20 protein-coding genes are annotated in these 23,433 nt (G+C 47.6%); 11 read left to right on the top strand and 9 right to left on the bottom strand.

The window, feature by feature from the left end; translation table 11 throughout:
* Nucleotides 1-296 precede the first annotated feature (296 nt).
* Nucleotides 297-620, top strand: a complete 324-nt coding sequence (locus MARGE09_RS03970; RefSeq protein WP_236986062.1) for a hypothetical protein — start codon at nt 297-299, stop codon at nt 618-620.
* Between the two features lie 102 nt (nt 621-722).
* Nucleotides 723-2,147 carry a DUF6174 domain-containing protein gene (locus tag MARGE09_RS03965; protein WP_236986061.1) on the top strand — a complete coding sequence of 475 codons (1,425 nt, stop codon included), beginning with the start codon at nt 723-725 and terminating at the stop codon, nt 2,145-2,147.
* Between the two features lie 30 nt (nt 2,148-2,177).
* On the opposite strand, the gene MARGE09_RS03960 is transcribed toward MARGE09_RS03965, so the two are convergent.
* Nucleotides 2,178-2,534, bottom strand: coding sequence for a YibL family ribosome-associated protein (locus MARGE09_RS03960; RefSeq protein ID WP_236986060.1), 357 nt, complete (start codon nt 2,532-2,534; stop codon nt 2,178-2,180).
* Nucleotides 2,535-3,034: 500 nt separating this feature from the next.
* On the opposite strand from MARGE09_RS03960, the gene gnd reads away from it, so the two are divergent.
* The 6 genes from gnd (at nt 3,035) to MARGE09_RS03930 (ending at nt 10,138) form a co-directional block, all read left to right on the top strand.
* Entirely contained in the window at nt 3,035-4,489 is a 1,455-nt protein-coding gene (gene gnd / locus MARGE09_RS03955; protein WP_236986059.1) for a decarboxylating NADP(+)-dependent phosphogluconate dehydrogenase, read from the top strand.
* A 94-nt stretch (nt 4,490-4,583) separates the two neighbouring features.
* Entirely contained in the window at nt 4,584-5,918 is a 1,335-nt protein-coding gene (locus MARGE09_RS03950; RefSeq protein WP_236986058.1) for a PQQ-dependent sugar dehydrogenase, read from the top strand.
* Nucleotides 5,919-6,239: 321 nt separating this feature from the next.
* Nucleotides 6,240-7,160, top strand: a complete 921-nt coding sequence (locus tag MARGE09_RS03945; protein ID WP_236986057.1) for a glycine zipper 2TM domain-containing protein — start codon at nt 6,240-6,242, stop codon at nt 7,158-7,160.
* Between the two features lie 307 nt (nt 7,161-7,467).
* The gene (locus MARGE09_RS03940; RefSeq protein ID WP_236986056.1) at nt 7,468-9,168 is read left to right on the top strand and encodes a cellulase family glycosylhydrolase; all 1,701 of its coding nucleotides are present in this window, start codon (nt 7,468-7,470) and stop codon (nt 9,166-9,168) included.
* An 84-nt stretch (nt 9,169-9,252) separates the two neighbouring features.
* Nucleotides 9,253-9,942: a phospholipase D-like domain-containing protein gene (locus tag MARGE09_RS03935; RefSeq protein ID WP_236986055.1), complete on the top strand. Its 690-nt coding sequence runs from the start codon at nt 9,253-9,255 to the stop codon at nt 9,940-9,942.
* Between the two features lie 10 nt (nt 9,943-9,952).
* On the top strand, nt 9,953-10,138 hold the full coding sequence (locus MARGE09_RS03930) for a CPXCG motif-containing cysteine-rich protein (protein WP_236986054.1): 186 nt from the start codon (nt 9,953-9,955) through the stop codon (nt 10,136-10,138).
* Between the two features lie 66 nt (nt 10,139-10,204).
* On the opposite strand, the gene MARGE09_RS03925 is transcribed toward MARGE09_RS03930, so the two are convergent.
* Together MARGE09_RS03925 and MARGE09_RS03920 are read right to left on the bottom strand one after the other, a co-directional pair.
* Nucleotides 10,205-11,026, bottom strand: coding sequence for an SDR family oxidoreductase (locus MARGE09_RS03925; protein WP_236986053.1), 822 nt, complete (start codon nt 11,024-11,026; stop codon nt 10,205-10,207).
* A 27-nt stretch (nt 11,027-11,053) separates the two neighbouring features.
* Nucleotides 11,054-11,839, bottom strand: coding sequence for an enoyl-CoA hydratase/isomerase family protein (locus MARGE09_RS03920; RefSeq protein ID WP_236986052.1), 786 nt, complete (start codon nt 11,837-11,839; stop codon nt 11,054-11,056).
* A 90-nt stretch (nt 11,840-11,929) separates the two neighbouring features.
* On the opposite strand from MARGE09_RS03920, the gene argS reads away from it, so the two are divergent.
* Nucleotides 11,930-13,657: an arginine--tRNA ligase gene (gene argS / locus MARGE09_RS03915; protein ID WP_236986051.1), complete on the top strand. Its 1,728-nt coding sequence runs from the start codon at nt 11,930-11,932 to the stop codon at nt 13,655-13,657.
* Between the two features lie 54 nt (nt 13,658-13,711).
* On the opposite strand, the gene ispH is transcribed toward argS, so the two are convergent.
* From ispH to MARGE09_RS03885, 6 genes are all read right to left on the bottom strand, one after another.
* The gene (gene ispH, locus MARGE09_RS03910) at nt 13,712-14,644 is read right to left on the bottom strand and encodes a 4-hydroxy-3-methylbut-2-enyl diphosphate reductase (protein ID WP_236986050.1); all 933 of its coding nucleotides are present in this window, start codon (nt 14,642-14,644) and stop codon (nt 13,712-13,714) included.
* A gap of 87 nt (nt 14,645-14,731) precedes the next feature.
* Nucleotides 14,732-15,181, bottom strand: a complete 450-nt coding sequence (locus tag MARGE09_RS03905) for an FKBP-type peptidyl-prolyl cis-trans isomerase (RefSeq protein ID WP_236986049.1) — start codon at nt 15,179-15,181, stop codon at nt 14,732-14,734.
* Nucleotides 15,174-15,704: a signal peptidase II gene (gene lspA / locus MARGE09_RS03900; RefSeq protein ID WP_236986048.1), complete on the bottom strand. Its 531-nt coding sequence runs from the start codon at nt 15,702-15,704 to the stop codon at nt 15,174-15,176. The genes MARGE09_RS03905 and lspA overlap by 8 nt, the downstream gene beginning before the upstream one ends.
* Nucleotides 15,697-18,495 carry an isoleucine--tRNA ligase gene (gene ileS, locus MARGE09_RS03895; RefSeq protein WP_236986047.1) on the bottom strand — a complete coding sequence of 933 codons (2,799 nt, stop codon included), beginning with the start codon at nt 18,493-18,495 and terminating at the stop codon, nt 15,697-15,699. The genes lspA and ileS overlap by 8 nt, the downstream gene beginning before the upstream one ends.
* Nucleotides 18,496-18,561: 66 nt before the next feature.
* On the bottom strand, nt 18,562-19,509 hold the full coding sequence (gene ribF / locus MARGE09_RS03890; protein ID WP_236986046.1) for a bifunctional riboflavin kinase/FAD synthetase: 948 nt from the start codon (nt 19,507-19,509) through the stop codon (nt 18,562-18,564).
* Between the two features lie 192 nt (nt 19,510-19,701).
* Nucleotides 19,702-20,886, bottom strand: a complete 1,185-nt coding sequence (locus MARGE09_RS03885; RefSeq protein ID WP_236986045.1) for a DNA-binding response regulator — start codon at nt 20,884-20,886, stop codon at nt 19,702-19,704.
* Between the two features lie 287 nt (nt 20,887-21,173).
* On the opposite strand from MARGE09_RS03885, the gene MARGE09_RS03880 reads away from it, so the two are divergent.
* Both MARGE09_RS03880 and sthA read left to right on the top strand, forming a co-directional pair.
* Nucleotides 21,174-22,034, top strand: a complete 861-nt coding sequence (locus MARGE09_RS03880) for an HDOD domain-containing protein (protein WP_236986044.1) — start codon at nt 21,174-21,176, stop codon at nt 22,032-22,034.
* Nucleotides 22,031-23,425, top strand: a complete 1,395-nt coding sequence (sthA, locus tag MARGE09_RS03875) for a Si-specific NAD(P)(+) transhydrogenase (protein ID WP_236986043.1) — start codon at nt 22,031-22,033, stop codon at nt 23,423-23,425. Before MARGE09_RS03880 ends, sthA begins: the two co-directional genes overlap by 4 nt.
* Nucleotides 23,426-23,433: the final 8 nt, after the last annotated feature.

Below are 23,433 nucleotides of genomic sequence, written 5' to 3'. Positions count from 1 at the left end.
TATAGAGGTTGGAGTACTCGGCGCCAGCGGGTTTGCTAGCAGCAAAAAGAAACCCCAGCGCAAACCGAGACCAACATAAAGAAGGCGCACTTTAATCGAGTGCGAGAGACTCAGCACTGAACTTTTGATAACGGCGCCACAAAAATTAATTTCATCGTGGCTATTAGGCATAAATAGTTGCTCGAGATCAAAAGCTCCAGCAAGCAAAACCCAAGAAAACCGACCATGAGAACCAGACCCTAGCCCAAACTCCAATTCCCCGATACAATTTCAGCTTACACTTCGAAGGAATGACCATGCACAACATTGCTAAGCTCTGCAAATCAACAGCCCTCGTTTCTGCGCTAGCCCTAGCTAGCTGTGTTGGAAAACCCACAACCAACGATCCCAGCGACCCGAACTACGAGTGGGATGTCATTTGCTTTGATTACAACGAGCAACCGACCGAAGGCAACTATAAAAATTGGTTTTGTTTACAGTACATAACGCCATGCGATGAGGCGGAAAAGTACCCCACGCAATGCCAAGAGCAGTGCGACTATTACGACAACGACTTTTACGACAAAACCCACAGTGCGTGCGACGTCATTAATGAGCAAGATTTCCCCAACAACAATTAACACCACCTAAGCAAGAATACAAAGTTTTACAATTTGGCTCCTAGGGCTGCGCTAGGATAACCCTCGCCAACCACCTACCTCGTCACAGATAAGGAGCCGTTAATGAAGGTAAGTCGAATGAGTGCTCTGGCACTCCTAGCTACAGCCAGCATACTCTCGGGTTGCGATGGAGAAACACTCTTCATCACTGAATACGAGAGCTCCTCATCAAACGTCAGCAGCGAAACCATGATCACTCTGGCTACTGAACTCGAGCAAGCGCGCGCCCTCTGGAGTCAGCACGAGCATAAAGCCCTAAGTTACGACTATTACCGATCATGTTTTTGTTTCGGGCGCGATGATTTTCATATCGAGTGGGAAAGTGGCGGCATTGTTCGCGAAACCCCGCTTAGCGATGAGGAAACTCCTATTGATCAGGAAGTTATTCCAAGCATCGAAACACTTTTTGACCAAATCGCATCAGCCCTCGCCGCTGACCATGAGGTACAAGCAAGCTTTAACCCGACATGGGGCTACCCAGAAAACGTCAGCATAAACACCGTACCTGGCGCCGAAGACACCACCACAACCTATAGCATAAACAATTTTGCACCCACAAGCCCCTACACTACACAACTGTCAAATTGGCAAAGAGTCGAGAGCGGGAATTATCAATACACCCTGATCAGCCAAGAAAACTTTTTCTTCTCAGCCTCATATGATATTACCGTTAGAGAAGGGGTTGAAGTTTCTCGCACGATAACAGCAGACACTTCCTATGGAGAGCCCCGCGCGCAATCCATTAACGACATTTTTAACAAGCTCAGCTACAGCGGTTCGGCCGATAGAGTACATGCCGAGTTTGACCCCGTCTTTCACTATCCCTCTAGCGTTTTTATCGATTATGAAACTGCAGTTTTCGATGACGAGCTAAGCTATAGCATTAGTGACTTTACGCCCTTAAGTATTACCCATGAACAACTTAGTGACCATCTGACGGGGTGGGAGTCTTTGGGTATGCAGAGTTACAGCATGACAGTACATATTGGCTGTTTCTGTAGCATGAATGGGCCTGTTGAAGTCACTTTAGAAGGCGGAAAAATAGCCCGTGCCTACTCCCTGCAATATCAGCGCGAGCTTACCCTGCAGGAGCTAGAATCCCCCTACCTAACCATTCACTCATTATTCAAGTACCTGCAACAGCAGTTAGATCTTGGGCTCTCAACTGTCGAAGTGATCTTTGATCAATCTCTTCACTTCCCTATCGACATCATGATTGATCGCGAAGGTCTTCCGGTAGATGCTGGTATTCCACTGCAAATTAGCGACTTTAAAATCATTGAATTGAACAACTCATCCTCTAGCTCTTCAGTGGGCCAAAATGAATGCAACGGCCACTCACCATATGAGTATGACCCTGTCTGCAACCCAGACTTCCACTACGACATACACTGCCCCGCAGGCTATGACCCAAAACCCGATGAGTACTGTCTCACTAGAGATACATCATCGAGCTCGTCCACAAACATAAATGAGCATCTATATTAAAGCCAAGCTACCCAACTTGTTGCTGGGTAATTAAAAAGCTTTAGGTGCAAAACCTGTAACTACCGCTACCCCCATTTCGCGCCCAAGCGCCGTCATGGGGTGTACCACAACAAGCCCTTTGGCAGCCTTTTTTAGCTTACCCATATCCGCTTGCTCAGCTTTGGTTAGCGCTCGGTTGAACGGAAAAGCTTTAATGCTGGCAGCTTTGCTCACCACCTGCCGCTGTTTAAGCTCTTTTGTGGAGGCTAGCTCTTTTTCAATTTGTTGGATTTCGCGCTTAAATTGCCGAGCGATAACTTCGTCTTCACGCAATTCGGCGGCAGCCAGTTTGCGGCGGCATTTATCAAGGCGGTTATTAAGGTCTTGAAGGGCTTGTTGTACATTCATATTGTTGACCACCAAAAAGGCGTCAGCTTAACACTCACACACCAAATACGCCGCGCTAGCTTCTTCAAAAAGTAATATCGCCCTTGAACCAAGCCTATATAACGCACCAAACAAAAACACCCGCAAGCTATAAATGTACACACAAAAAACACAGAAACCTATTAGGGCACCAAAAAAGCACAAAACAGCAATCTATTGGCACCAAAATAAAACACCCAAGTGCCAATAACAAAAACACAAGCCAAAATACTTGTTTTCAGATGCATTCCCCTCTTTTCCTCGATATTTCGCGAAAAAAACGGGGAAAAACCAGTTTTCAGCTGGCGCTGGCAATTCCCTCAGGTCACAAAAAGTGGTATGTTCCTCGCCCGTTCGAGCCGTACGTGGGTACACCGACGATTCGACGAGGTTCGGCACAGTTCATCTCAAATGCCGAACAGCTGATGCACTAACTTGCACCACAATAATCCACCTTTTTTTCAAGGCACCTTCGGACCATTATGAAAGAATTATCTGATATCGGCCTCATCGGCCTCGCCGTTATGGGCGAAAACCTCATTTTGAACATGGCCAGCAAGGGCTTCACTGTAACCGCGTTCAACCGCTCTACCGAGAAAGTTAAAAATTTCGTCGAAGGTCGCGCAGCCGGTAAAAGCATTCGCGGTGCTTACTCTGTAGAAGAGTTGGTTCAGTCGTTAGAAAAACCACGCAAAATCATGATTATGGTGAAAGCCGGCGCTCCTGTAGACGCGACTATCGAATCATTGATTCCGCACTTAGAAGAAGGCGACATCATTATTGATGGCGGCAATACCCACTACCCCGACACTATCCGTCGTGAAAAGTACCTGTCTGAGAAAGGCATTCACTTTGTAGGCGCTGGTGTTTCTGGCGGTGAAGAAGGCGCATTAACAGGCCCATCCATCATGCCTGGCGGTTCACCAGAAGCATGGAGCTTTGTTAAGCCTATCTTCCAAGGCATTTCTGCCAAAGTTGAAGACGGTTCGCCTTGCTGTGACTACGTTGGCGAAAATGGCGCTGGCCACTTCGTTAAAATGGTTCACAACGGTATTGAATACGGCGACATGCAATTGTTGTGTGAAGCTTACCAAGTGATGAAAGAAGTCGTTGGCATGAGCGCCGACGAAATTCACGAAGTATTTGCTGCGTGGAACAACACCGAGTTAGATTCTTACTTAGTCGAAATCACGCGCGACATTATGGCGTACAAAGATGAAGACGGTGAGCCTCTTGTTGAGAAGATCTTAGACACTGCAGGCCAAAAAGGTACTGGTAAGTGGACTGGCGTTATCGCTCTTGATTTGGGTGTACCGCTTACTCTTATCGCTGAATCTGTATTTGCGCGCTGTATTTCTGCATTAAAAGACGAGCGCGTTGAAGCCGCTAAAGTGATTGAAGGCCCAGCTAAGTCTTTCACCGGCGACAAAGTTGCGTTCATCGAAGATCTTCGCCAAGCCGTATTGGCTTCTAAAATCGTTTCTTACGCACAGGGCTACACCTTAATGCGTGAAGCGGCTAAAGAATTTGGCTGGAACTTAAACTACGGCGGCATCGCTATGATGTGGCGCGGTGGCTGTATCATCCGCTCTGCCTTCTTGGGCGATATCAAAAACGCTTTCGATAAAAACCCAGAGCTTAACAACTTGCTGTTGGATGACTACTTCAAAGACATCGTAACTAAAGCGCAAACAGGCTGGCGTAACGTTGCCGTAGCCACTATTGCTAACGGCGTACCAACACCTTGTTTGATGGCTGCACTTAACTACTTCGACGGCTACCGCACTGCGCGCTTGCCTGCGAACTTGTTACAAGCACAACGCGATTACTTCGGCGCCCACACTTATGAGCGCACCGACAAGCCACGTGGTGAGTTCTTCCACACCAACTGGACTGGCCGTGGCGGCAACACTTCATCTTCAACTTACGACGTGTAAGTTAAAGATCAACAGTGACTTAAATTAAATCGTTATAAAGGCAGCCTCGGCTGCCTTTTTTTGGTTTTAGAGTTCTCGATATACAGTAAGAATTATGACTAAATTACAATTAAGCCTACTGGTTTCGATTGGAATTTCTATCACCGCCTGCGGTAGTGAAGGAAATTCTTTAGAAGACATAAAACAGCAAGACGCTGCCACCCAAGTGCAAGGGCCTTTGATCAATGATGGCAAAGCTCCGTCAGTCTCGCTGCCACCACCAAAGCACAGGGAAACTACGTTTTTAGATACCCCAGTGGTCACAAGCAGCGAACCTTATGGCGACAACCAGACACCCGCATACCCATGGCAAACAAAAGCTAACGAGATGGTCAATGGCTATCAACAATTAAAAGCTGAAGATTTAATCACTGATCTAGACAACCCATGGAGCATCGCAACCCTCCCTGACGGGAGAGTACTCGTCGCTGAAAGGTCAGGAAAAATCCATTTAATTTCGACATCGTTTCAAGTGGAATCGACCATCGAAACAGGCCCTTCAATCACAGATCTCGCTTATGTCCCCCTATCCCGAATCGGCCTAAAAGATATCGTTGCCTCACCTAATTTCGCTTCAGACAAAACACTCTACTTCACGTACACGGCAAAAGAAGACATTAATCAAAGCCGCTATGATAAATCTGCAAGGCTGGCCATAGGCAAGCTGACGTTAAACCTGAGCTCGGGCTCAGCCACCGATTTTAGCCTAATATTTGAAACCGCCGCAGAAATTTCCAGCGTAGTTCACTTTGGCTCAAGGGTCGTTTTTCATGACGGCAATTTATTTGCCGCAATTGGAGAGCACAGCAGCACAGCCAATGCTCAAAACACGATGAATTACGCAGGATCAATTATTCGCATTCGCCCCAACGGGGAAATCCCTCACGACAACCCGTTTATAGGCATGGACGATTACTTTCCAGCAATTTGGTCCTACGGCCACAGAAACCCTCAAGGCTTAGCAGTTCGTCCCAATACCGAAGAACTGTGGTCTAGCGAACACGGCCCTCAAGGTGGCGACGAACTCAACAAAATTGAACCAGGAAGCAACTACGGATGGCCAACAATTACCTACGGAATAGGGGGAAGCCAGCCTGCGTTAACACAATTATCAGGCCTAGAACAGCCCAACTATTATTGGGACCCGAGCATTGCGCCTTCTGATTTAATTTTTTACTCTGGAAAAATGTTCAAAGATTGGAAGCACGATATTTTGCTTGGCTCCATGAGAGCCTCTTCAATCATCCGCTTGCGATTAGAAGATGATCGCGTTATCGGCGAGGAGCGCTTAATCGCAGGAGAGGGCCGCGTGCGCGATATTGCAGAAGCTCACGACGGAAGTATTATTTGGATTACAGACGATGGTCGTTTAAGGCGCCTCTCTCGCTGACATCAATTTACCCGCAAGAACCGCCCGCAAAGGGCAGCGTTTAGCTGCCCTTTTTGATATTTACGCGCAACCCATTTAACAGCCGAGAACAAACACCCTAAGCTACTTCCCGCACTGAGGCCGGCCTTAAGATGCTTACATTAACCAAAGCTGACTACCGCGCCTGATACACAACCAAATTTTCGAAACGCGACGCTGCCAGCACTCTGCGCACTAGTCACTTGGCTTTCGAAGCCCAGCGCTTACAATCAGCCTACAGAGCTAACAATGTAAACTGGCTTTTCGCAAGCCATTATCTGAACAGTCCGTAACGGAGTTCTTATGAATAAACATATGCTTACCGGCGTTTTACTGGGCACTATTATCGCAACTGCAGGCGGCGCCTACGCGATTCGCAGCGCAAGCCCTCAAAGCGCGGCGATTGTTTCGGTTACGCCGATTACCATTGGCATGGAGCAGCAATTTGCCACGATTACTCAAGTAGAGCCACTGGTCACACCCGGCGCACCTACGCTTGCCAATATTATCAGTAGCAAACCCATTGTCGTGGCAGGCCAAGTGCGTGAAGTATGTGAGGAGCGCACAGTTACACACCAGGCCCCCAGCAAAGATGAAAATCAAATTGCAGGAACAGCGGCAGGCGCAGTAATTGGCGGGCTGCTGGGTAATCAGGTGGGTGGCGGCAATGGCAAAAAAGCGGCTACCGCGCTGGGCGCCATTGCCGGCGGCTTAATCGGGAAAAGTGCGCAGGCTCAGCATCAGCAGCAACAAACGTATCAAACTGTGGAGCAAGTCTGTAATAACGTTCGCGAACCGGACCAAACCACAGGTTATGAAGTAACTGTTAACGTTGAAGGCCAGCACCAAACCATTACTGCAAGCTACCTACCCAAGCAGCCACTGCCAGTAGTGAATGGCGAGATAATCACCGACATCAATAAAGTTAAAGCAATTAAGGCCAATATGCCGCCGCCAATGTATGAAGTGACCTATAGCCTTGGCGATAAACTCGGCATGAGTACTCTAGCTAAGGCCCCTGAGGTTGGCACAGAAATCCCTTTTGAATTTGGTCAGCTTCTTACAACACCTGAGCAACTGGCAAACCTAAAAGCTCGGGAAAACACCGTTATTGCCTATAACGTGATGTACCAATCGGATGCAGGCATTGGTAACGTTAGAATGACCCAACACCCTACAGGCGATACCCTTCAACTCAAGCGCGGCGAGCCTGTAATACCGTAACTTGCAGTACCGCAACCTGCAGTGCCGTAGTTTGCAATACCGGAGCTCGCAGCACCACACCCGACAGAACCGTAAATCGATCGATCTCGCCCGCAAACGAGCTAGAGCAATACTTACCCTCTAGCGCGTACCGTTTTTCACACTAATTTTGCACGCCAGCTCTACTAAAGGTTTGTTCTTACTATTCAGTCGCATTTTTTGACGACACGATCATAAAATGCACTAAAAAATGATGCTACCGTGCTCTCGAACTATTTCAAAGCCTAAAACAGCAACATTTAAACCTATAAAATAACAAGGTACGACTATGACGAACATTAGCGGGCCATTTGCTAAGACTGGCCGAGCACTTCCCAAATACTTGATATTGGCAACCGCTATTGCGGCGCTTGCCGCCTGTGGTGGCAATACAATGCCATCAAGCAGCGCAGGCAATTCTTCTAGCGAAGCAGCACAAGAAAGCTCTAGCTCAATGGCTGTCAGCTCCTCATCAATCATGCAAAGCTCTTCTAGCATGATGATGTCTAGCTCGAGCATTGCACCCAGCTCCAGCTCTGCCCCATCGATGAGTTCAGCGAGTAGCCAAAATGCGGGCCCAGAGTCGCTTTTATTAAGTACCGGTTTATTCGATGATGGTGCTGAGTTTTTCACTGTTTACAACCTAACCCCCGGCCTAGCCACGTCGACCTTTGACGGCGCCCTAGCCATCACAATCCCCGATGCTACTGAATTGTCTTGGCACGTCCAAGTTCAACACCCAGCGACTATTGAGAACGGTGAAACTTATACCGTGTGTTATGACGCAAAAGCAGCCAATTTGCGAACAATAGACGTTAACGTGGACACAGATGGTCCTCTATACGCTAGCGTAATGGGTGGCGGCGAGACCATAACCGTGTCCAGCGAATATCAAACCTACAAGCATACCTTCACGGCCGATATGGCGGCCCCAGGCGGCCGCCTTACCTTGGGTGTGGGCGATCAAGCCATTGATATCGAATTCGATAATATAGGCCTTTATTTGGGTAACGCTTGCGGAACAGCTGGCGCAGGTCAAGGTGGTGGTAACGAAGGCGTCGGCAGTGAGAACATCACCTCGATTGTGCCAATCACCACCGATGGCAACCAAGTATTATTTGGTGGCAAGCGCGGCAGCTTAGCCGGTAATAGTTTGTTCTGGTCTAACGACGGCTGGGGCGGCGAAAAGTATTACAACGCAAATATTGTTCGCGAACTGAAAACCCAGTGGAATTCAAAACTTATTCGCGCAGCTTTAGGTGTAGAAGCGCCTGGTGGCTATATTGAATCACCCGCTAGCAACCAGGCAAAGGTTGAGGCCGTGATAGATGCAGCAATCGCCAACGATATGTATGTAATTATCGACTGGCACAGCCACGAAGCTGAAAACTACACTCAACAATCAATTCAATTCTTTAAAGAAATGGCCACCAAATACGGTAGCTACGATAACGTTATTTACGAAATTTATAACGAACCTATCGAGTCGACGTGGTCTGGCCACATCAAACCATACGCTTTAGAAGTGATTGAAGAAATCCGCGCCATTGACCCCGACAATTTGATTATTGTAGGTACACGCTTTTATTCACAGTTCGTAAACGAAGCTGCAGACGACCCAATCACTGAGTACGACAACATTGCCTACACACTGCATTTCTATGCAGCCACTCACAAAGGCGATATTCAGTCGAAAGCGATTTATGCAATAAACAAAGGGATCCCCTTGTTTGTTACGGAATGGGGAACCTCAGAAGCCAGCGGTGCGGGTGCTATTGATATTGAGTCCACCAATACTTGGATGAAGCTTTTGTATGACAACAACATTAGCCACGCAAACTGGGCCTTAAACGATAAAGCGGTAACCGCGCAAGGCCAACCGGAAAGCTCTTCAGCCCTTAAGGCTGGCGCCAGTGCAAATGGTAACTGGACTGATGGCGACCTCACCGAATCAGGCCTGTACGTTAAAGGCACCATGCTAACGTGGTAATCTAACCAACTGAGTTTACTCCATAATTAAAAGGGTCAGCTTGCTGGCCCTTTTTTTCGCGTGCAATTTATAAGGAAGCACAACATGAGCTACGTTCAAACCCAAGAATCAATTACCGCTTGTTTAAAAGCCTCGATAGAAGACGCGGTATTATCCGGCACAGAAAAAGACGATTTAACAGCACTATTACAAGGAGCAACAAAAGAGTTGCGCAGTTTTGCAAGAAATACCGCATTTAAGCTAGCCAAAGAAGAAGTGGCCACATCTCACGATAAACAAATCAACATTCTAAAATGGCTCGAAAAACTAACGAAAGCACTAGACCTTGCAGCACCAGAGGTTAAAGCTGATGCTTTTTTTAGCCCTGGCGAGCAATGCCGAAAAGTGATTATTGATCAGTGCCAACGCGCAGCTAAAAGCATTGATGTCTGTGTTTTTACTATTTCAGACAACTTTATTCGCGATGCGCTATTGGCCGCCCACAAACGCGGCGTAAGCATACGACTATTAACCGATAACGATAAAACAGAAGACTTAGGTAGCGATGTCGACTTTTTAGCCGATGCTGGCATTCCCGTTCGCACAGATACTAGCCGCCACCATATGCACCACAAATATGCTATTTTTGACGGCGCCACCCTGATTAATGGCAGCTTTAACTGGACCCGTAGTGCATCACAGTACAACGAAGAAAACATCACCCTAATTAGCAGCGACGCGCTCATTCAAACCTTTCTTGAAAACTTTGAAACACTGTGGCAACGCTTCAAATAAAGAGTTTACGATGCTAGATACACAAAAATGCCATTGCCCCTATTGCGGAGAACCAATAGAGCTAGTGATTGATACCAGCGAAAGCGAGCAAGAATATATTGAAGATTGCTTTGTGTGCTGCCGCCCTATTAGCGTGAAGGCCAGCATTGATAATCGCGGCGAAATTAATGTTGTCTTACAGGACGAAAATAGCTAATCAACCTAAAAACCCAAAAAGAGCGGCTCTAGCACCGCCATTGCCTAATAAGTATATTTTGGGGCGCTAAGCCCCGGGGTTATCGCCTTGTAATAATTGGCTAAAGGTTGCCGCTACGGCCGCAACGCCACCTTGCAGCCAACCGCCGTCAACGGGAATAACCGCGCCAGTGATATAACTGGCCAGTGGAGACGCTAAAAACAAACAGGCATTGCCAATGTCCTGTGGCGTACCCATGCGCTGCAGCGGTACCGATTTTACGCAAAGTTTCATAGCCGCTGGGGTGGGCGCCAACCTTGCCACCCCCTCGGTGCCTTCGATTGGGCCTGGGATAATGCTATTAATTCGCACCCCACTAGCACCCCACTCGTTAGCGAGGTTGCGCGTGATCATATCGACCCCCGCTTTGGCCGCTGATACGTGCGCCTGCGCCACCATTGGCATTTGTGCCTGCGGCGCAGAAATACTAATCACCGAAGCGCCAGGCTTATTTAATAACGGATAAATAGCGCGCATAACGTGATAGGTGCCGATTAAATCGATATCGATAACAGATTTAAACGCATTCGGCGACATCTCACTCGCTAGCGCCGGAAAGTTACCGGCAGCGCCCGATACAACCACATCAAAACCGCCCATCGCTTTTGCGGCATTTTCTAGGCCTACCTGCAAATCATCATAGTTGCGAACATCGGCAACAAAACCTAGCGCCTTAGAGGCCCCCAACGCTTTTAACGAGGCCACTGTATCGTCCACTTTACTTTGGGTGCGGCTGGCCACCGCAACAGCTGCACCATGCTCGGCAAAAAGCTCGGCTATACCGCGATTAATACCGCTAGTGCCACCGACAACCATCACGTTTAAGGCACTACAATCAATTGTTATCATTATATTTTTCCAATATAAATTATTTTGTTATTCGCTTTTACCGAAAAAAGCCGCTACCGCATCAGCAAACTCTTTACCGTTTAATGCCGCCTTAAAGTGCTCTGCCTCAGCTAGCATACACTGCGCAACACTGTTTTTATCCGCCGATTTTAGTAACGCTTTAGCGGTAATCAAAGCCTTAGGCGGCAAAGCCTGCAGCCGTAATGCATAGTCCATTGCCACCGCTAAAGCATCATCAACAACCGCATTGACCAAACCGGCATCCTGCGCTTGCTCCGCCGAGATGGTATCCCCGAGCATTAACCACTGTGCCGCCTTCAAATAACCAATACGCTTGGGCAACAGCAGCGAGCTGCCGTACTCAGGGCATAACCCCAGCTTAGCAAAGGGCATAGCAAAACTCGCTCGCGCCGAAGCAAAAATAGCATCCGCATGTAGTAGCATCGTGGTACCAATGCCTATCGCAAGGCCATCAACTGCCACAATAACAGGCTTAGAACAATCCCTAAGGGCCACCATAAAGCGCCACAAGCTGGAATCCTCACTGACAATATTATCGATACCCGCAGCCGTAAAATCTGAAAGATCATTACCACTGGTAAAGCACCCGCTAGCGCCAGCCAAAATAACGACACGCCCCGTATCACTAGCATCAAAGCCCGCAAGCAAGGCCGCTAAATCTTCATACATCGCAAGATTCAGTGCGTTTTTAACCGCACCGCGATCTAACGTTAGCAACCACGTGCCACCGTTATTTGCCGATTCTGCTCGAATATGACCCGATTTCAGCAGAATCGTCGATATATCTGTCATTTTTAGCCCTCTTGCTTGCAACGTTTCAGCAGGCCGCTACAATCGTTCGATTTATTTATTTTCCGTTATATTAAGTACAGTGTAGTGAATATGAGCCTTCGCAATATTTTATCTGAACGTGTTAGCCAAGCCATGCAGGCTGCGGGTATTCCGGCCGAGTGTCAACCGCATGTTGCCCCAAGCAAGAACGCTAACTTCGGCGATTACCAAGCCAACGGTGCCATGGGCGCCGCCAAGGCCATGAAAAGCAACCCGCGCGCTATTGCGCAAAGCATCGTAGAGCACCTTTCGATTGACGATATCGCCAGTAAAGTCGAAATCGCGGGGCCAGGTTTTATCAACATACACCTTCACAATAGCTGGCTTGGCGAAAAAGCCCAAGCTCTCACGGCAAACCAGGGTAGCGACGACGCCAATACCACTAAAACCATTGTTGTCGATTATTCCGGCCCTAACCTCGCCAAAGAAATGCACGTGGGGCACTTGCGCTCTACCATTATTGGCGATGCTGTTGTTCGCACGATGGAATATTTAGGCTATAACGTTAATCGCCAAAATCACGTTGGCGATTGGGGTACGCAGTTTGGCATGCTTATCGCGCACCTAGAGAGCGAAATGGCCAAAGGCGAAAACCCAGCACTGGCGCTAAAAGATTTAGAAGTGTTCTATCAACAGGCCAAGGTGCGCTTTGACAAAGAGCCAGACTTCGCCAATACCGCGCGCGAATACGTCGTTAAGCTGCAAGGCGGCGACGAAAAAATGTTAGCGTTATGGCAACAATTCCGCGACATTTCGTTAATGCACAGCCAAGAAATTTACCAGCACTTAAATGTATCGCTTAACGAAAGCCACGTGCGCGGCGAAAGCGCCTACAACGACGATTTAGCAACGCTGGTTAAAGAGCTACAAACGCAAAAACTAGCCGTTACCGATAACGGTGCACAAGTGGTTTTCCTAGAAGAACTCGCCAATAAAGATGGTGAGCCTTCACCAGTTATTGTGCAAAAAGCCGATGGCGGTTATTTATATGCCACGACAGACCTTGCCGGCCTTCGCTACCGTGCAAACACCCTGAATGCCCAACGCATTTTATATTTTATCGACGCACGTCAATCGCTTCACATGCAACAGGTATTTATTACCGCACGCAAAGCGGGCTTCGTTGACGAGAACGTAAGCCTAGAGCACCACCCCTTTGGCACCATGATGGGCAGCGATGGCAAACCCTTTAAAACGCGCACAGGCGGCACAGTAAAATTAGCCGCTCTAGTCACCGAAGCTTGCGAGCGCGCACTGGCTGTAGTCAAAGAAAAGAACCCAGCACTTGATGCGCAAGAACTACAAGCCATTGCCGATAAAATCGGCGTAGGCGCCGTTAAATATGCCGACCTGTGTAAAACCCGAACCAATGATTACATCTTCAATTGGGAGACTATGCTCAGCTTTGAGGGCAATACCGGCCCCTATCTACAATACGCCTATACCCGTATTCGCAGTATTTTGCGTAAAGCAGAAGGCAATAAATTAAATGGCCCAATTGTGATAGAAGCTGAGCAAGAAAAAGCACTGGCAATCAAACTGCTTCAATTCCACGACTGCGCCGAACAGGTCGCCGCCGAAGCGTTACCGCATTTAATGTGTACTTATTTATACGACTTAGCCAGTTTATTTATGACCTTTTACGAAGCCTGCCCCATATTAAAAGAGGGTGTAAGCGAAGAAGCCAAAAATAGCCGCCTTTGTTTGAGCGTGAGAGTGAGTGAAGTGCTGGAAGCAGGGCTTGGACTACTGGGCATTGAGGTAATGGAGAGAATGTAACTGTAACCCACTAGAAATAAAAAAAGGCTGCGATTGCAGCCTTTTTTATTTCTATTAACGCAATTCTTTCGGCAACGAAAAACTCACATTTTCAGGTTTGCCATCCAATTCCACAGGCGGTTTAGCACCTAACTTTTCCAAACCCGAAATAACATCCGTTACGAGTACCTCTGGTGCTGAAGCCCCCGCAGTTATACCGATATTTTTTTTGCCTTTAAACCATTCCGGGTTTAAATCTTCTGGGCCGTCAATTAAATAAGCATCAGTACCGCAGCGTTCCGCAAGTTCGCGCAGCCTATTAGAATTCGAACTGTTCGGCGACCCCACCACTAACACGGCATCAGTTTCCAAGGCCAATTGCTTAACCGCGTCTTGACGATTTTGAGTGGCATAACAAATGTCGTCTTTGCGCGGGCCCTCAATATTGGTGTAGCGCTTGCGTAAGCTTTCTATAACTTTGGCCGTATCATCCATAGACAATGTGGTTTGGGTAACATAGGCAAGCTTATCGGGGTTTTTCACCTCTAACTTTTCGACACTGCGCTCATCTTCTACAAGATAAATTTTGCCGCCATTCGAAGTATCGTACTGCCCCATCGTGCCTTCAACTTCTGGGTGACCTTCGTGCCCGATAAGTATGCACTCCCACCCATCAGCGCTGTATTTAACCACCTCTAAATGTACCTTGGTTACCAGCGGGCAAGTAGCGTCAAAGACTTTTAAACCGCGATCGCAGGCTTCTTGGCGAACAGCTTGCGACACGCCGTGAGCACTAAAAATCACAATCACATCATCAGGAATTTCGCTAAGCTCATCCACAAAAATAGCGCCGCGCTCTTTAAGAGTTTCCACCACAAACTTGTTGTGTACCACTTCATGGCGTACATAGATTGGAGCGCCAAAAATATCTAACGCGCGGTTAACAATATCAATCGCGCGATCAACGCCAGCACAAAATCCACGAGGGTTAGCCAACTTAATTTGCATAACATCTATCCAGCATAAAAATGAGTCAAACCATAAAAGAAAACCCACAACAGTGGGCTTTCGAATCTTAACGGTAAAGATACAACCTTAGTGTGTCACAGCGGGGCTTACCGAATGAATATGCACTTTAAATAATAAAGTGCGGCCCGCTAAAGGATGGTTAAAATCCACCAGCACAGTCTCACCTTGCAATGCTTTAATAACACCCGGTAACTCGGTATTTTGGGCATCCGAAAACGACAACATCAGGCCAACCTCTAAGGTTAAATCCTCAGGAAAATCGGTGACGGGAACTTCTTGCACATTGTTTTCGTTTGGCTGGCCAAAGCCCTGCTCGGGTAAAATCGTAATTTCGCGCTCATCACCTGCGCGCAAGCCATACATAGCCTTTTCAAAGCCTTCGAGCAAATTACCATCACCTACTGTAAAGGTAACCGGGTCTTCACCGTGGTTAGAATCAACAACCGTACCGTCTTCCAATGACAACGAGAAATTTAACGTTACCTTAGTCGCATCAGCAATAGCTAAATTATGCATGCTCTGGCTCCTCGGATTTTTCGCTTTTACCGCTGCCAAATATAGCATCCCAAATTAATAATGCCGCGCCGCAGGTAATCCCACAGTCGGCAATATTAAAAGCGGGAAAGTGGTATTGCTGGTAATAAAAATCAATAAAATCGACCACATAACCCAGGGTAACGCGATCGTAAAGGTTGCCTAAAGCGCCACCTAAAATTAAGGCTAAGCCCAATGACTCAAGGCGCTTTGTTGTTGCTGTTCGCGTTAACCATACGGTAAGTACAACACTCATAACAGCGGCAATAATGGCAAAGAACCAACGCTGCCAGCCACCGGCATCGTACAAAAAGCTAAAGGCCGCACCATGGTTGTAACGCAGCGTAAAACTAAAAAAGTCTGCAATAACAGGGTAGGTAACGCCTTCCGTTTGCAATGCAGCAACCGCGTAGGCTTTAGTCCATAAATCAAACCCGACAATCACTGCCGATAACCCCAAAAACACAGCCATAGCTGATGGCAAAGAATCCATAAATTTAGGCATAGTGGCGCTCCTCACCTTCGGTTGTAATATTTGTCACACAGCGGTTACATAGCTCGGGATGCTCTGTATTTCCCCCAATGCTATCACTGTGATGCCAGCAACGTACGCACTTGGTTGCGCCTGTTTTAGAGACCGCAATCGTTAAACCATCAATTTGGGTGTCTACAGCATTTTGCGCATCGGCTTTAGCCGCCAACGTCACTTTAGAAACTAACAATACAAAACGCAGCTCATCTTTTAATGACCCCAATACGCTTTGCAGCTCATCACCGCAATACAGTGTCACTTCAGCTTCTAAAGATTTACCCACCTCGCCGTCACTACGCTTTTGCTCTAGCACCTTATTCAGCTCGCCTTTAACATCGGCTAACAAATCAACCACATCGGCACTTAAAGCATTACCGCTACAATCCGGTAGCGCATACCAAGTTTCGGTAAATACTGGCGTTGTATTTTCGCCCGGCATTGCTAACCAAATTTCGTCGGCGGTATAGGATAGGATAGGTGCAATCCAGCGCACTAAGGCCTGAATAATATGGTATTGCGCCGTTTGCGCCGAACGACGTGCAACGCTTTTTCCCGGAGTGGTGTAAACGCGATCTTTTGTGATATCCAAATAAAAACCACCGAGATCAACAATGCAAAAGTTGTGTAGTTTTTGGTAAATTTGGTGCAGCTCATACCGCTCGTAATGCGCCAAAATTTCTTTTTGCAACTCTGCCGTACGCTGCACGGCCCACGCATCTAGCGCCACTAATTCATTTGGCGGTAGCACATCGCTTTGTGGGTTAAAGCCACCCAAGTTAGCCATTAAATAACGCACGGTATTTCGAATGCGGCGATAAGAATCAGCCGTGCGTTTCAAAATAGTATCCGATACGCTCATATCGCCAGAAAAGTCGGTAGCCGCTACCCACAAACGTAAAACATCAGCGCCCAAATCATTAAAGACTTTTTGCGGCGACATAACATTGCCAAGCGACTTAGACATTTTGTGGCCGTTTTGATCCACGGTAAAACCGTGCGTTAGCACCTGTTTATAAGGCGCCGAGCCATGTATGGCAATTGCCGTTTTTAACGATGACTGAAACCAACCGCGATGCTGATCCGAACCTTCAAGGTATAAATCAGCGGGGTAACGTAAGTTCTCACGCTGCGCCAATACCGAAAAGTGGGTAACACCAGAATCAAACCAAACATCGAGTGTATCGGTAACTTTGCTATAGCGCTCGGCGTCATCGCCTAACAGCTCGGCAGCATCTAGCTTAAACCAAGCATCCATTCCGTCTTTTTCAACACGCTGCGCTACCTGCTCAATTAAAGCTTCGGTATTGGGGTGCAAGTCTCCAGTGTTTTTATCAATAAACAACGCAATGGGCACCCCCCAGGTGCGCTGACGAGACACACACCAATCGGGACTAGACTCCAACATCGAGCGAATACGTGTTTCACCCCAACTTGGTAACCACTCTACGCCATCGACTGCATTTTTTACGCTGTCTAACAAACCGTTTTTAGTCATGCTGACAAACCACTGTGGTGTAGCGCGGTATATCAATGGCGTCTTTGTTCTCCAGCAGTGCGGGTAGCTATGCGTTAATTTAGCAGCATGGAAAAGGTTACCCTTTTCCTCGAGTAGAGCTAGCACTTTGTCGTCCACTTTATAAACGTGCTCGCCCGCAAAAACTTCAACATCGTCACGGTAAATACCGTTTTCATTAACAATATTTAAAGTGCCGATATTGTATTTACGGCCAACATTAAAGTCGTCTACACCGTGGTCTGGCGCGGTATGTACACAACCGGTACCGGCATCGGTAGTTACGTGGTCGCCCAAAATAACAGGGACTTCTTTATTGTATAGCGGGTGCTGCAAGGCTAAGTGCTCGAGCGCAGCCCCCTTAAAGCTTGCAAGTACTTCGGGCGATTCTAATTCACCGCGCAGGCAAACACCGGACATCAATGCTTCTGCGACGACAATTGCGGTATCGCCACTGCGAATCAATACGTAGTCTAAATCGGCGTTCACGCTCACCGCCTGGTTGGCCGGCAATGTCCAAGGCGTTGTTGTCCAAATAATAATGGCTGAATTCGCAGGCGCGGCATCGTAACCAATACGCTTAGCAAAGTCGGCAACGTCAACAACGGGGAAAGTGACATCTATTGAATTCGATGTTTTCTCGTGATATTCCACTTCGGCTTCAGCCAATGCCGAGGCCCCAACTACACTCCAATAAACAGGCTTAAAGCCTTTTTGCAAATGGCCGTTTTTAGCAATTTGCCCTAAAGCACGAATCGTATCGGCTTCGGTTTTAAAGTCCATTGTAAGGTAGGGGTTATCCCACTCACCTAAAACGCCTAGGCGAATAAAATCTTCTTTTTGCCCAGCCACCTGTTTAGCGGCGTAGTCGCGGCATTTTTGGCGAAACACATCGTATTCCACCTTAACCCCAGCCTTGCCAATTTTCTTTTCTACATTGTGTTCAATAGGTAAGCCGTGACAATCCCAGCCCGGCACATAAGGCGCATCAAAACCGCTGAGGGTTTTCGATTTAACGATAATGTCTTTTAAGATTTTATTAACGGCATGACCAATGTGAATATTGCCATTGGCGTATGGAGGGCCATCGTGCAAAATAAATTGCGGAGCACCCGCGCGCGCTTTACGAATGGCTTGATAGAGGTTTTCTTTTTGCCAGCGCTTTAACGTTTGTGGTTCACGCTGCGCCAAATTCGCTTTCATTGCAAAAGCCGTTTGTGGCAGATTGAGTGTCGCCTTGTAATCAGTCATATCGTTTGTCTTAAAAGTTATGTCTTGGCTTATGTGCTCAACACTACTGAATGTTGAACACACCGTTTAATGTTTGGCTACTTGTGAAAAATACTGTTTTGCAGCAGCAATGTCTGACGCTATTTGTTGCTTTAACGCTGCAAGAGAATCAAATTTTTGCTCTGCCCGCAATGCCTTGCAGAAATTCACTTTCACGAACTGGCCGTAAAGATCTGCATTAAAATCAAAAATATGCACCTCTAAAACCGGCTTATGCTCACCGGAGATTGTGGGTTTTACCCCAACATTGGCAACGCCATGGTAACAGGCATTTTGGATATTCACCGTTACGGCATACACCCCGCCTACTGCCGCTGCATAACGGCCTAAGCCAATGTTGGCTGTTGGCACATCAATAGTGCGCCCCAGTTGCCGGCCATAAATAACGCGGCCAAATATGCTATACGGCCGACCCAGTAAGCGTTCGGCATCGGCTAGCTTGTTTTGCTCTAGTAATGCGCGAATGCGGGTACTGCTAACGCGCTCGCCAGCATCGGCATAAGTTGCACTATTTGCAACAGTAAACCCCTGCTGCTCACCCGTTCGAACCAGCAAATCAAAATCGCCACTGCGATCGCAGCCAAAACGAAAGTCATCACCGATTTCAAGGTGCTTTACCGCTAGGCCATCGACAAGCACTTGCTGAATGAAATGATCTGCTGTGAGCGAGCGCAAAGCGTGATTGAAACGCAAACACACCACAGTATCAATGCCACAGGCCAGTAAGGCGTTTACTTTTTCGCGTAACCGCATCAAGCGCGGGCGCGTTTGCGCTTGCGCAAAAAATTCGTGGGGTTGCGGTTCGAATACGATCACAACACTGGCCAATTGTTCTTGGCGAGCCCTTGCGACAACGCGTTTTAGAATTTGCTGGTGGCCTAGATGTACGCCATCAAACGAACCAATGGTTGCAACACTAGCACCGCCAAAACGGCTCAGACCTTTAAGGCCTAATATGAACTGCGGCTGCTGCATTAACCTCTATCTCTCGCGCACAAAAATAACGCGCAAGTATACACCAGAACGCATAAGAGATTCGCCCCCTGCCACGAAGCCCCATATAGAGCCCAAGTTCACTCAAGTGGGCACAGGGGCATCAGTAAAACAAAAGGCACAGATGTAAGCGAGTACTCACATCAAAATGGTTTGAGCGCAGAAAACGGCTCTTTAGAATAAATCGACCGAGGTATCTGATGCTGGTGGGGGTTTTCGCATCCCTGCTAGCTCTGGATGGTCATCGAGCGCTTTTAACGAATGCTCTAAACCTAGCTCAAGCTTCATGAATATTTCATCCACCTTAAGCCCTTCATTAAATACACTGTTAGTGGTTGATATTAAACGCTCGACTACGCTGTCGATAAAGTTCTCATCCTGCTCGGTTAGCGCTAAGTGCGGCACGCGGTCTTGTAACATTGCAGTGGATGTTTCAACCTCATCCATAATGCCCCGCATCACATCTTGGTAGCGCTCTTTAACGCGAATCATAACGGTATTTACATCGCCAGATAGTTTGCGCAAACACTGCTTTTCCTCAATAAGCGTGTGCCTGTCCTCTAGCGAGTGAATGCGGGCATTTACCCCTTGTAGCAAGTAAAAGGTATTGTCTTTGATGGCGCCGTACTTTTCAGCATCGTCCACTGGCATATTTTTAATCAATAGCGATACGCGATCGTAATTGCAAATGGTGCGGCAGCCAAAATCAATGTAGCGGTCGGCATCCTTAAGTTGGTAAAGCAACTGAGACTCCAAATCCTTGCTCATGCCATGCGCTTCCATATTCTTAATGCCCAGGCTGCTGCGCATTTGCAGGCTACACCTCAAACCGTAGCGCTCAAGAGTAGAGAATAACTGCTGGCCCAGCTGGTCTAGGTTGTCGCTCTCGTGTACGGCTAACAAAAACTGAATATTCGCCCCTAGGTCGCTGTTATCGACCATGGCGTTGCGCGCGGTTTCTGTTGCAGCATCTAACCGTTCAGATAACTGAGCATTGGCAATGCGATGAAATATGCTTTTAGTGATGCGGGCGCAAGCCTCGTCTTTATTTGTTGACGGCTCGATAATGTCGTCACAACCGGCCTCGTAGGCTGCCAGCTTATCTTCTAGGGTATACTCATCAGCAATAAAAACGACAGGAAGGTCATGTTTTTTACCCAGCTCTAAGCACGACCTGCCACACTCCATCAAAGAGCACTTTACCGAGCTGCAATCGACCACCAAAGCACGATAATCAGCTTTTCCGACCATGCCTTCTAAGTCGTTAGCTGAAGCAACGCAATGGGCATTAAAAAAGTGCTGAACATGCTCGCCAACCGGCGAAAGCTTTTCGCTACAGAGTAAAATTTGGTAGCTCATAGGTAAACCTTAGCTTGGGATTCTCCTTCAAGTGGCGCTCAAACACACTAGCACCGCGCAACACCCACCTTATTTTGTAGGCCTTACTATTCAACCTAGCTAAGTTTGGCTATACAGCAAATAAATAGCGCGAAATTTGACGCCAAAAAACAACATTTTTGACCAAGGTATTTTTGATCATAAGCTGTCATAACTAAATTAGTTGTAATCATCAGAGCAAACCATCCAAAAGCGTCTAAATTTAAAAGGAAAGCACCCTTTTAACCTAACACGCGAGTGTGATGTTCATGTCTACAGCCCCCCAGGAAAATTCGTTCGTCGAAATCATAACGCAACGCATTAATCAGGATGATATTGAAGTCCCGATGCTGCCGGAAGTCGCCAATAAGGTGATGCGTTTGACCAACGACCCGGAATCAGATATCAACGACCTTGCCAAGCTTATTCAAAGCGACCAGAGCCTAGCCGGCCATGTTATGCGCATAGCTAACTCGGCACTTTACTCACCAAACGCTACCTTGGTATCGCTACAACAAGCCATTACACGCTTAGGCATGCGGGTTATTGCAGATATTGCTTTGGCCGCCTCGGTCAATAGCAAAATGTTTAATGCCCCAGGGTATGAAAAACATATTCAAACAGAGCTGCAATTTTCTTTAATGGCAGGGCTATGGGCCAAAGAAATAGCCCGCGCCTGCCGCCGCAACGTAGAGGCAGCGTTTTTAGCCGGCCTACTGCACGACATCGGGCGACCTGTTTGCATCCAAGTCGTCACAGAGGTTGCCAAAAGTTTAAAGCTCGATGTACCAAAAAATATGATGATTGAGCTAGAGCAGCACTTCCAACGCTCTCTCGGTATTAGTGTTGTGCACCAATGGGAAATGCCCGCGTTAGTGCGCGATGTTGTTACTTGGTTTGATGATTACACCAACGCAGGTAAAAGCGCAGAACAAACAATGATTGTTGTCGCTGGCGCAGAGTTTTCGCGGCGCTTTTATAAAGGCACGCCATTAAACAAAAAAATTACCCACGAGCAACTGCTCAAGTCACCCGTATTAGCCGACTTAAACCTGTACCCCGACGACATCGAAAAACTCATTGAAAAAGAAGAATTGATCAGCTCAGCAATGGAGGCCATGAGCCAATGAGCAAGGAAGAGCAATACGACATGATCGTGATTGGCAGTGGCCCCGCAGGCCAAAAAGCGGCCATTCAGGCCGCAAAAGTGGGTAGGAATGTCGCGCTGGTGGAACGCAGCCGTGAACTTGGTGGCTCGTGTGTGCACAGAGGCACAATCCCCTCTAAAACCTTGCGCGAAAATGCCCTGCGGGTAAAGGCTATGCGCCAAAGTGCCGAAATTGCCAACTTTGAGCTGCCCGAAGAAATAGAGCTAGCCACATTAATTAGCCGCCTAGGCGATGTACTTGATGCCCACGATGAATACATGCGCCGGCAAGTTTCGCGCAACAATGTTGAATTAATCCACGGGCGCGCAAAATTCGTTACCCCTACACAAGTGGCCATTACTGATGTACGCGGCAATGTTAGCCTTTTAAACTCCGAACACATCGTGATTGCTACCGGCTCTGAACCGCGTACACCGAGCCATATCGCCATTGACCACGAGCACTTGTTCGATAGCGATTCCATTTTATCCATGCTGTATTTACCCACAAGTTTGGTCGTTTTGGGCGGCGGGGTTATTGCCAGCGAATATGCTTCTATTTTTCAGGCGCTGGGTGTCAAAGTCACCATGATCGACAAATACTCTAGGCCGCTCGGGTTTCTGGATGACGACCTAACCGATACATTCATTGCCGGTTTTGAAGATATGGGCGGCACTTGGATGGGCCAAAGCACCGTTACCAATGCTTACTGGGATGATAAAAAAAGCACAGTCATCACAGAGCTAGAAGACGGCACGCAAATTTGCAGCGAAAAACTGCTATGCGCCGCCGGCCGAGTTTCCAACGTTAAAGATTTATTTATCGAAAACGCCGGCTTAGAGGTAAACGATAGAGGCTTAATTAACGTTGATGCTAACCTTCGTACCAGCGTCCCCAGTATTTATGCCGCAGGCGATATTATTGGCCCGCCATCGCTCGCCTCCGCCTCAATGGAGCAAGGGCGGCGGGCAACTTGTAACGCATTGAATATGCCACTGGGCAGCATGAACACCATGATTCCGTCGGGCATTTACTCCATCCCAGAACTATCGTCCATTGGCTTAAGCGAAGTACAAGCCCGCGAAAAATACCCACAAGCCATAGTAGGGAAAGCCCGTTTCGATGAAATAGCGCGCGGCCAGATTTCAGGCATTCAAAACGGACTACTAAAAATAGTGTGCGATGCGCAGGGCAAAAAAATTCTAGGGGTTATGATCGTTGGCGAAGGCGCTACAGAATTAATTCACATAGGCCAAATGGCAATGATCAGCGATAACGACATTGACGTTTTCGTCGATAACATTTTTAACTTCCCAACCCTAGCAGAGGCCTACCGCGTTGCGGCACTCAGTATTATTGGCCAGCGCACGTAAAAATACTG

Source organism: Marinagarivorans cellulosilyticus (assembly GCF_021655555.1).
Classification (GTDB): Bacteria; Pseudomonadota; Gammaproteobacteria; order Pseudomonadales; family Cellvibrionaceae; genus Marinagarivorans; species Marinagarivorans cellulosilyticus.
This window is presented reverse-complemented; position numbering and strand designations above follow the sequence as displayed.

Coding starts and splice junctions, on each gene's coding strand:
- MARGE09_RS03970 (WP_236986062.1), top strand. CDS start 297: ATGCACAACATTGCTAAGCTCTGCAAATCAACAGCCCTCGTTTCTGCG.
- MARGE09_RS03965 (WP_236986061.1), top strand. CDS start 723: ATGAAGGTAAGTCGAATGAGTGCTCTGGCACTCCTAGCTACAGCCAGC.
- MARGE09_RS03960 (WP_236986060.1), bottom strand. CDS start 2,534: ATGAATGTACAACAAGCCCTTCAAGACCTTAATAACCGCCTTGATAAA.
- gnd (WP_236986059.1), top strand. CDS start 3,035: ATGAAAGAATTATCTGATATCGGCCTCATCGGCCTCGCCGTTATGGGC.
- MARGE09_RS03950 (WP_236986058.1), top strand. CDS start 4,584: ATGACTAAATTACAATTAAGCCTACTGGTTTCGATTGGAATTTCTATC.
- MARGE09_RS03945 (WP_236986057.1), top strand. CDS start 6,240: ATGAATAAACATATGCTTACCGGCGTTTTACTGGGCACTATTATCGCA.
- MARGE09_RS03940 (WP_236986056.1), top strand. CDS start 7,468: ATGACGAACATTAGCGGGCCATTTGCTAAGACTGGCCGAGCACTTCCC.
- MARGE09_RS03935 (WP_236986055.1), top strand. CDS start 9,253: ATGAGCTACGTTCAAACCCAAGAATCAATTACCGCTTGTTTAAAAGCC.
- MARGE09_RS03930 (WP_236986054.1), top strand. CDS start 9,953: ATGCTAGATACACAAAAATGCCATTGCCCCTATTGCGGAGAACCAATA.
- MARGE09_RS03925 (WP_236986053.1), bottom strand. CDS start 11,026: ATGATAACAATTGATTGTAGTGCCTTAAACGTGATGGTTGTCGGTGGC.
- MARGE09_RS03920 (WP_236986052.1), bottom strand. CDS start 11,839: ATGACAGATATATCGACGATTCTGCTGAAATCGGGTCATATTCGAGCA.
- argS (WP_236986051.1), top strand. CDS start 11,930: ATGAGCCTTCGCAATATTTTATCTGAACGTGTTAGCCAAGCCATGCAG.
- ispH (WP_236986050.1), bottom strand. CDS start 14,644: ATGCAAATTAAGTTGGCTAACCCTCGTGGATTTTGTGCTGGCGTTGAT.
- MARGE09_RS03905 (WP_236986049.1), bottom strand. CDS start 15,181: ATGCATAATTTAGCTATTGCTGATGCGACTAAGGTAACGTTAAATTTC.
- lspA (WP_236986048.1), bottom strand. CDS start 15,704: ATGCCTAAATTTATGGATTCTTTGCCATCAGCTATGGCTGTGTTTTTG.
- ileS (WP_236986047.1), bottom strand. CDS start 18,495: ATGACTGATTACAAGGCGACACTCAATCTGCCACAAACGGCTTTTGCA.
- ribF (WP_236986046.1), bottom strand. CDS start 19,509: ATGCAGCAGCCGCAGTTCATATTAGGCCTTAAAGGTCTGAGCCGTTTT.
- MARGE09_RS03885 (WP_236986045.1), bottom strand. CDS start 20,886: ATGAGCTACCAAATTTTACTCTGTAGCGAAAAGCTTTCGCCGGTTGGC.
- MARGE09_RS03880 (WP_236986044.1), top strand. CDS start 21,174: ATGTCTACAGCCCCCCAGGAAAATTCGTTCGTCGAAATCATAACGCAA.
- sthA (WP_236986043.1), top strand. CDS start 22,031: ATGAGCAAGGAAGAGCAATACGACATGATCGTGATTGGCAGTGGCCCC.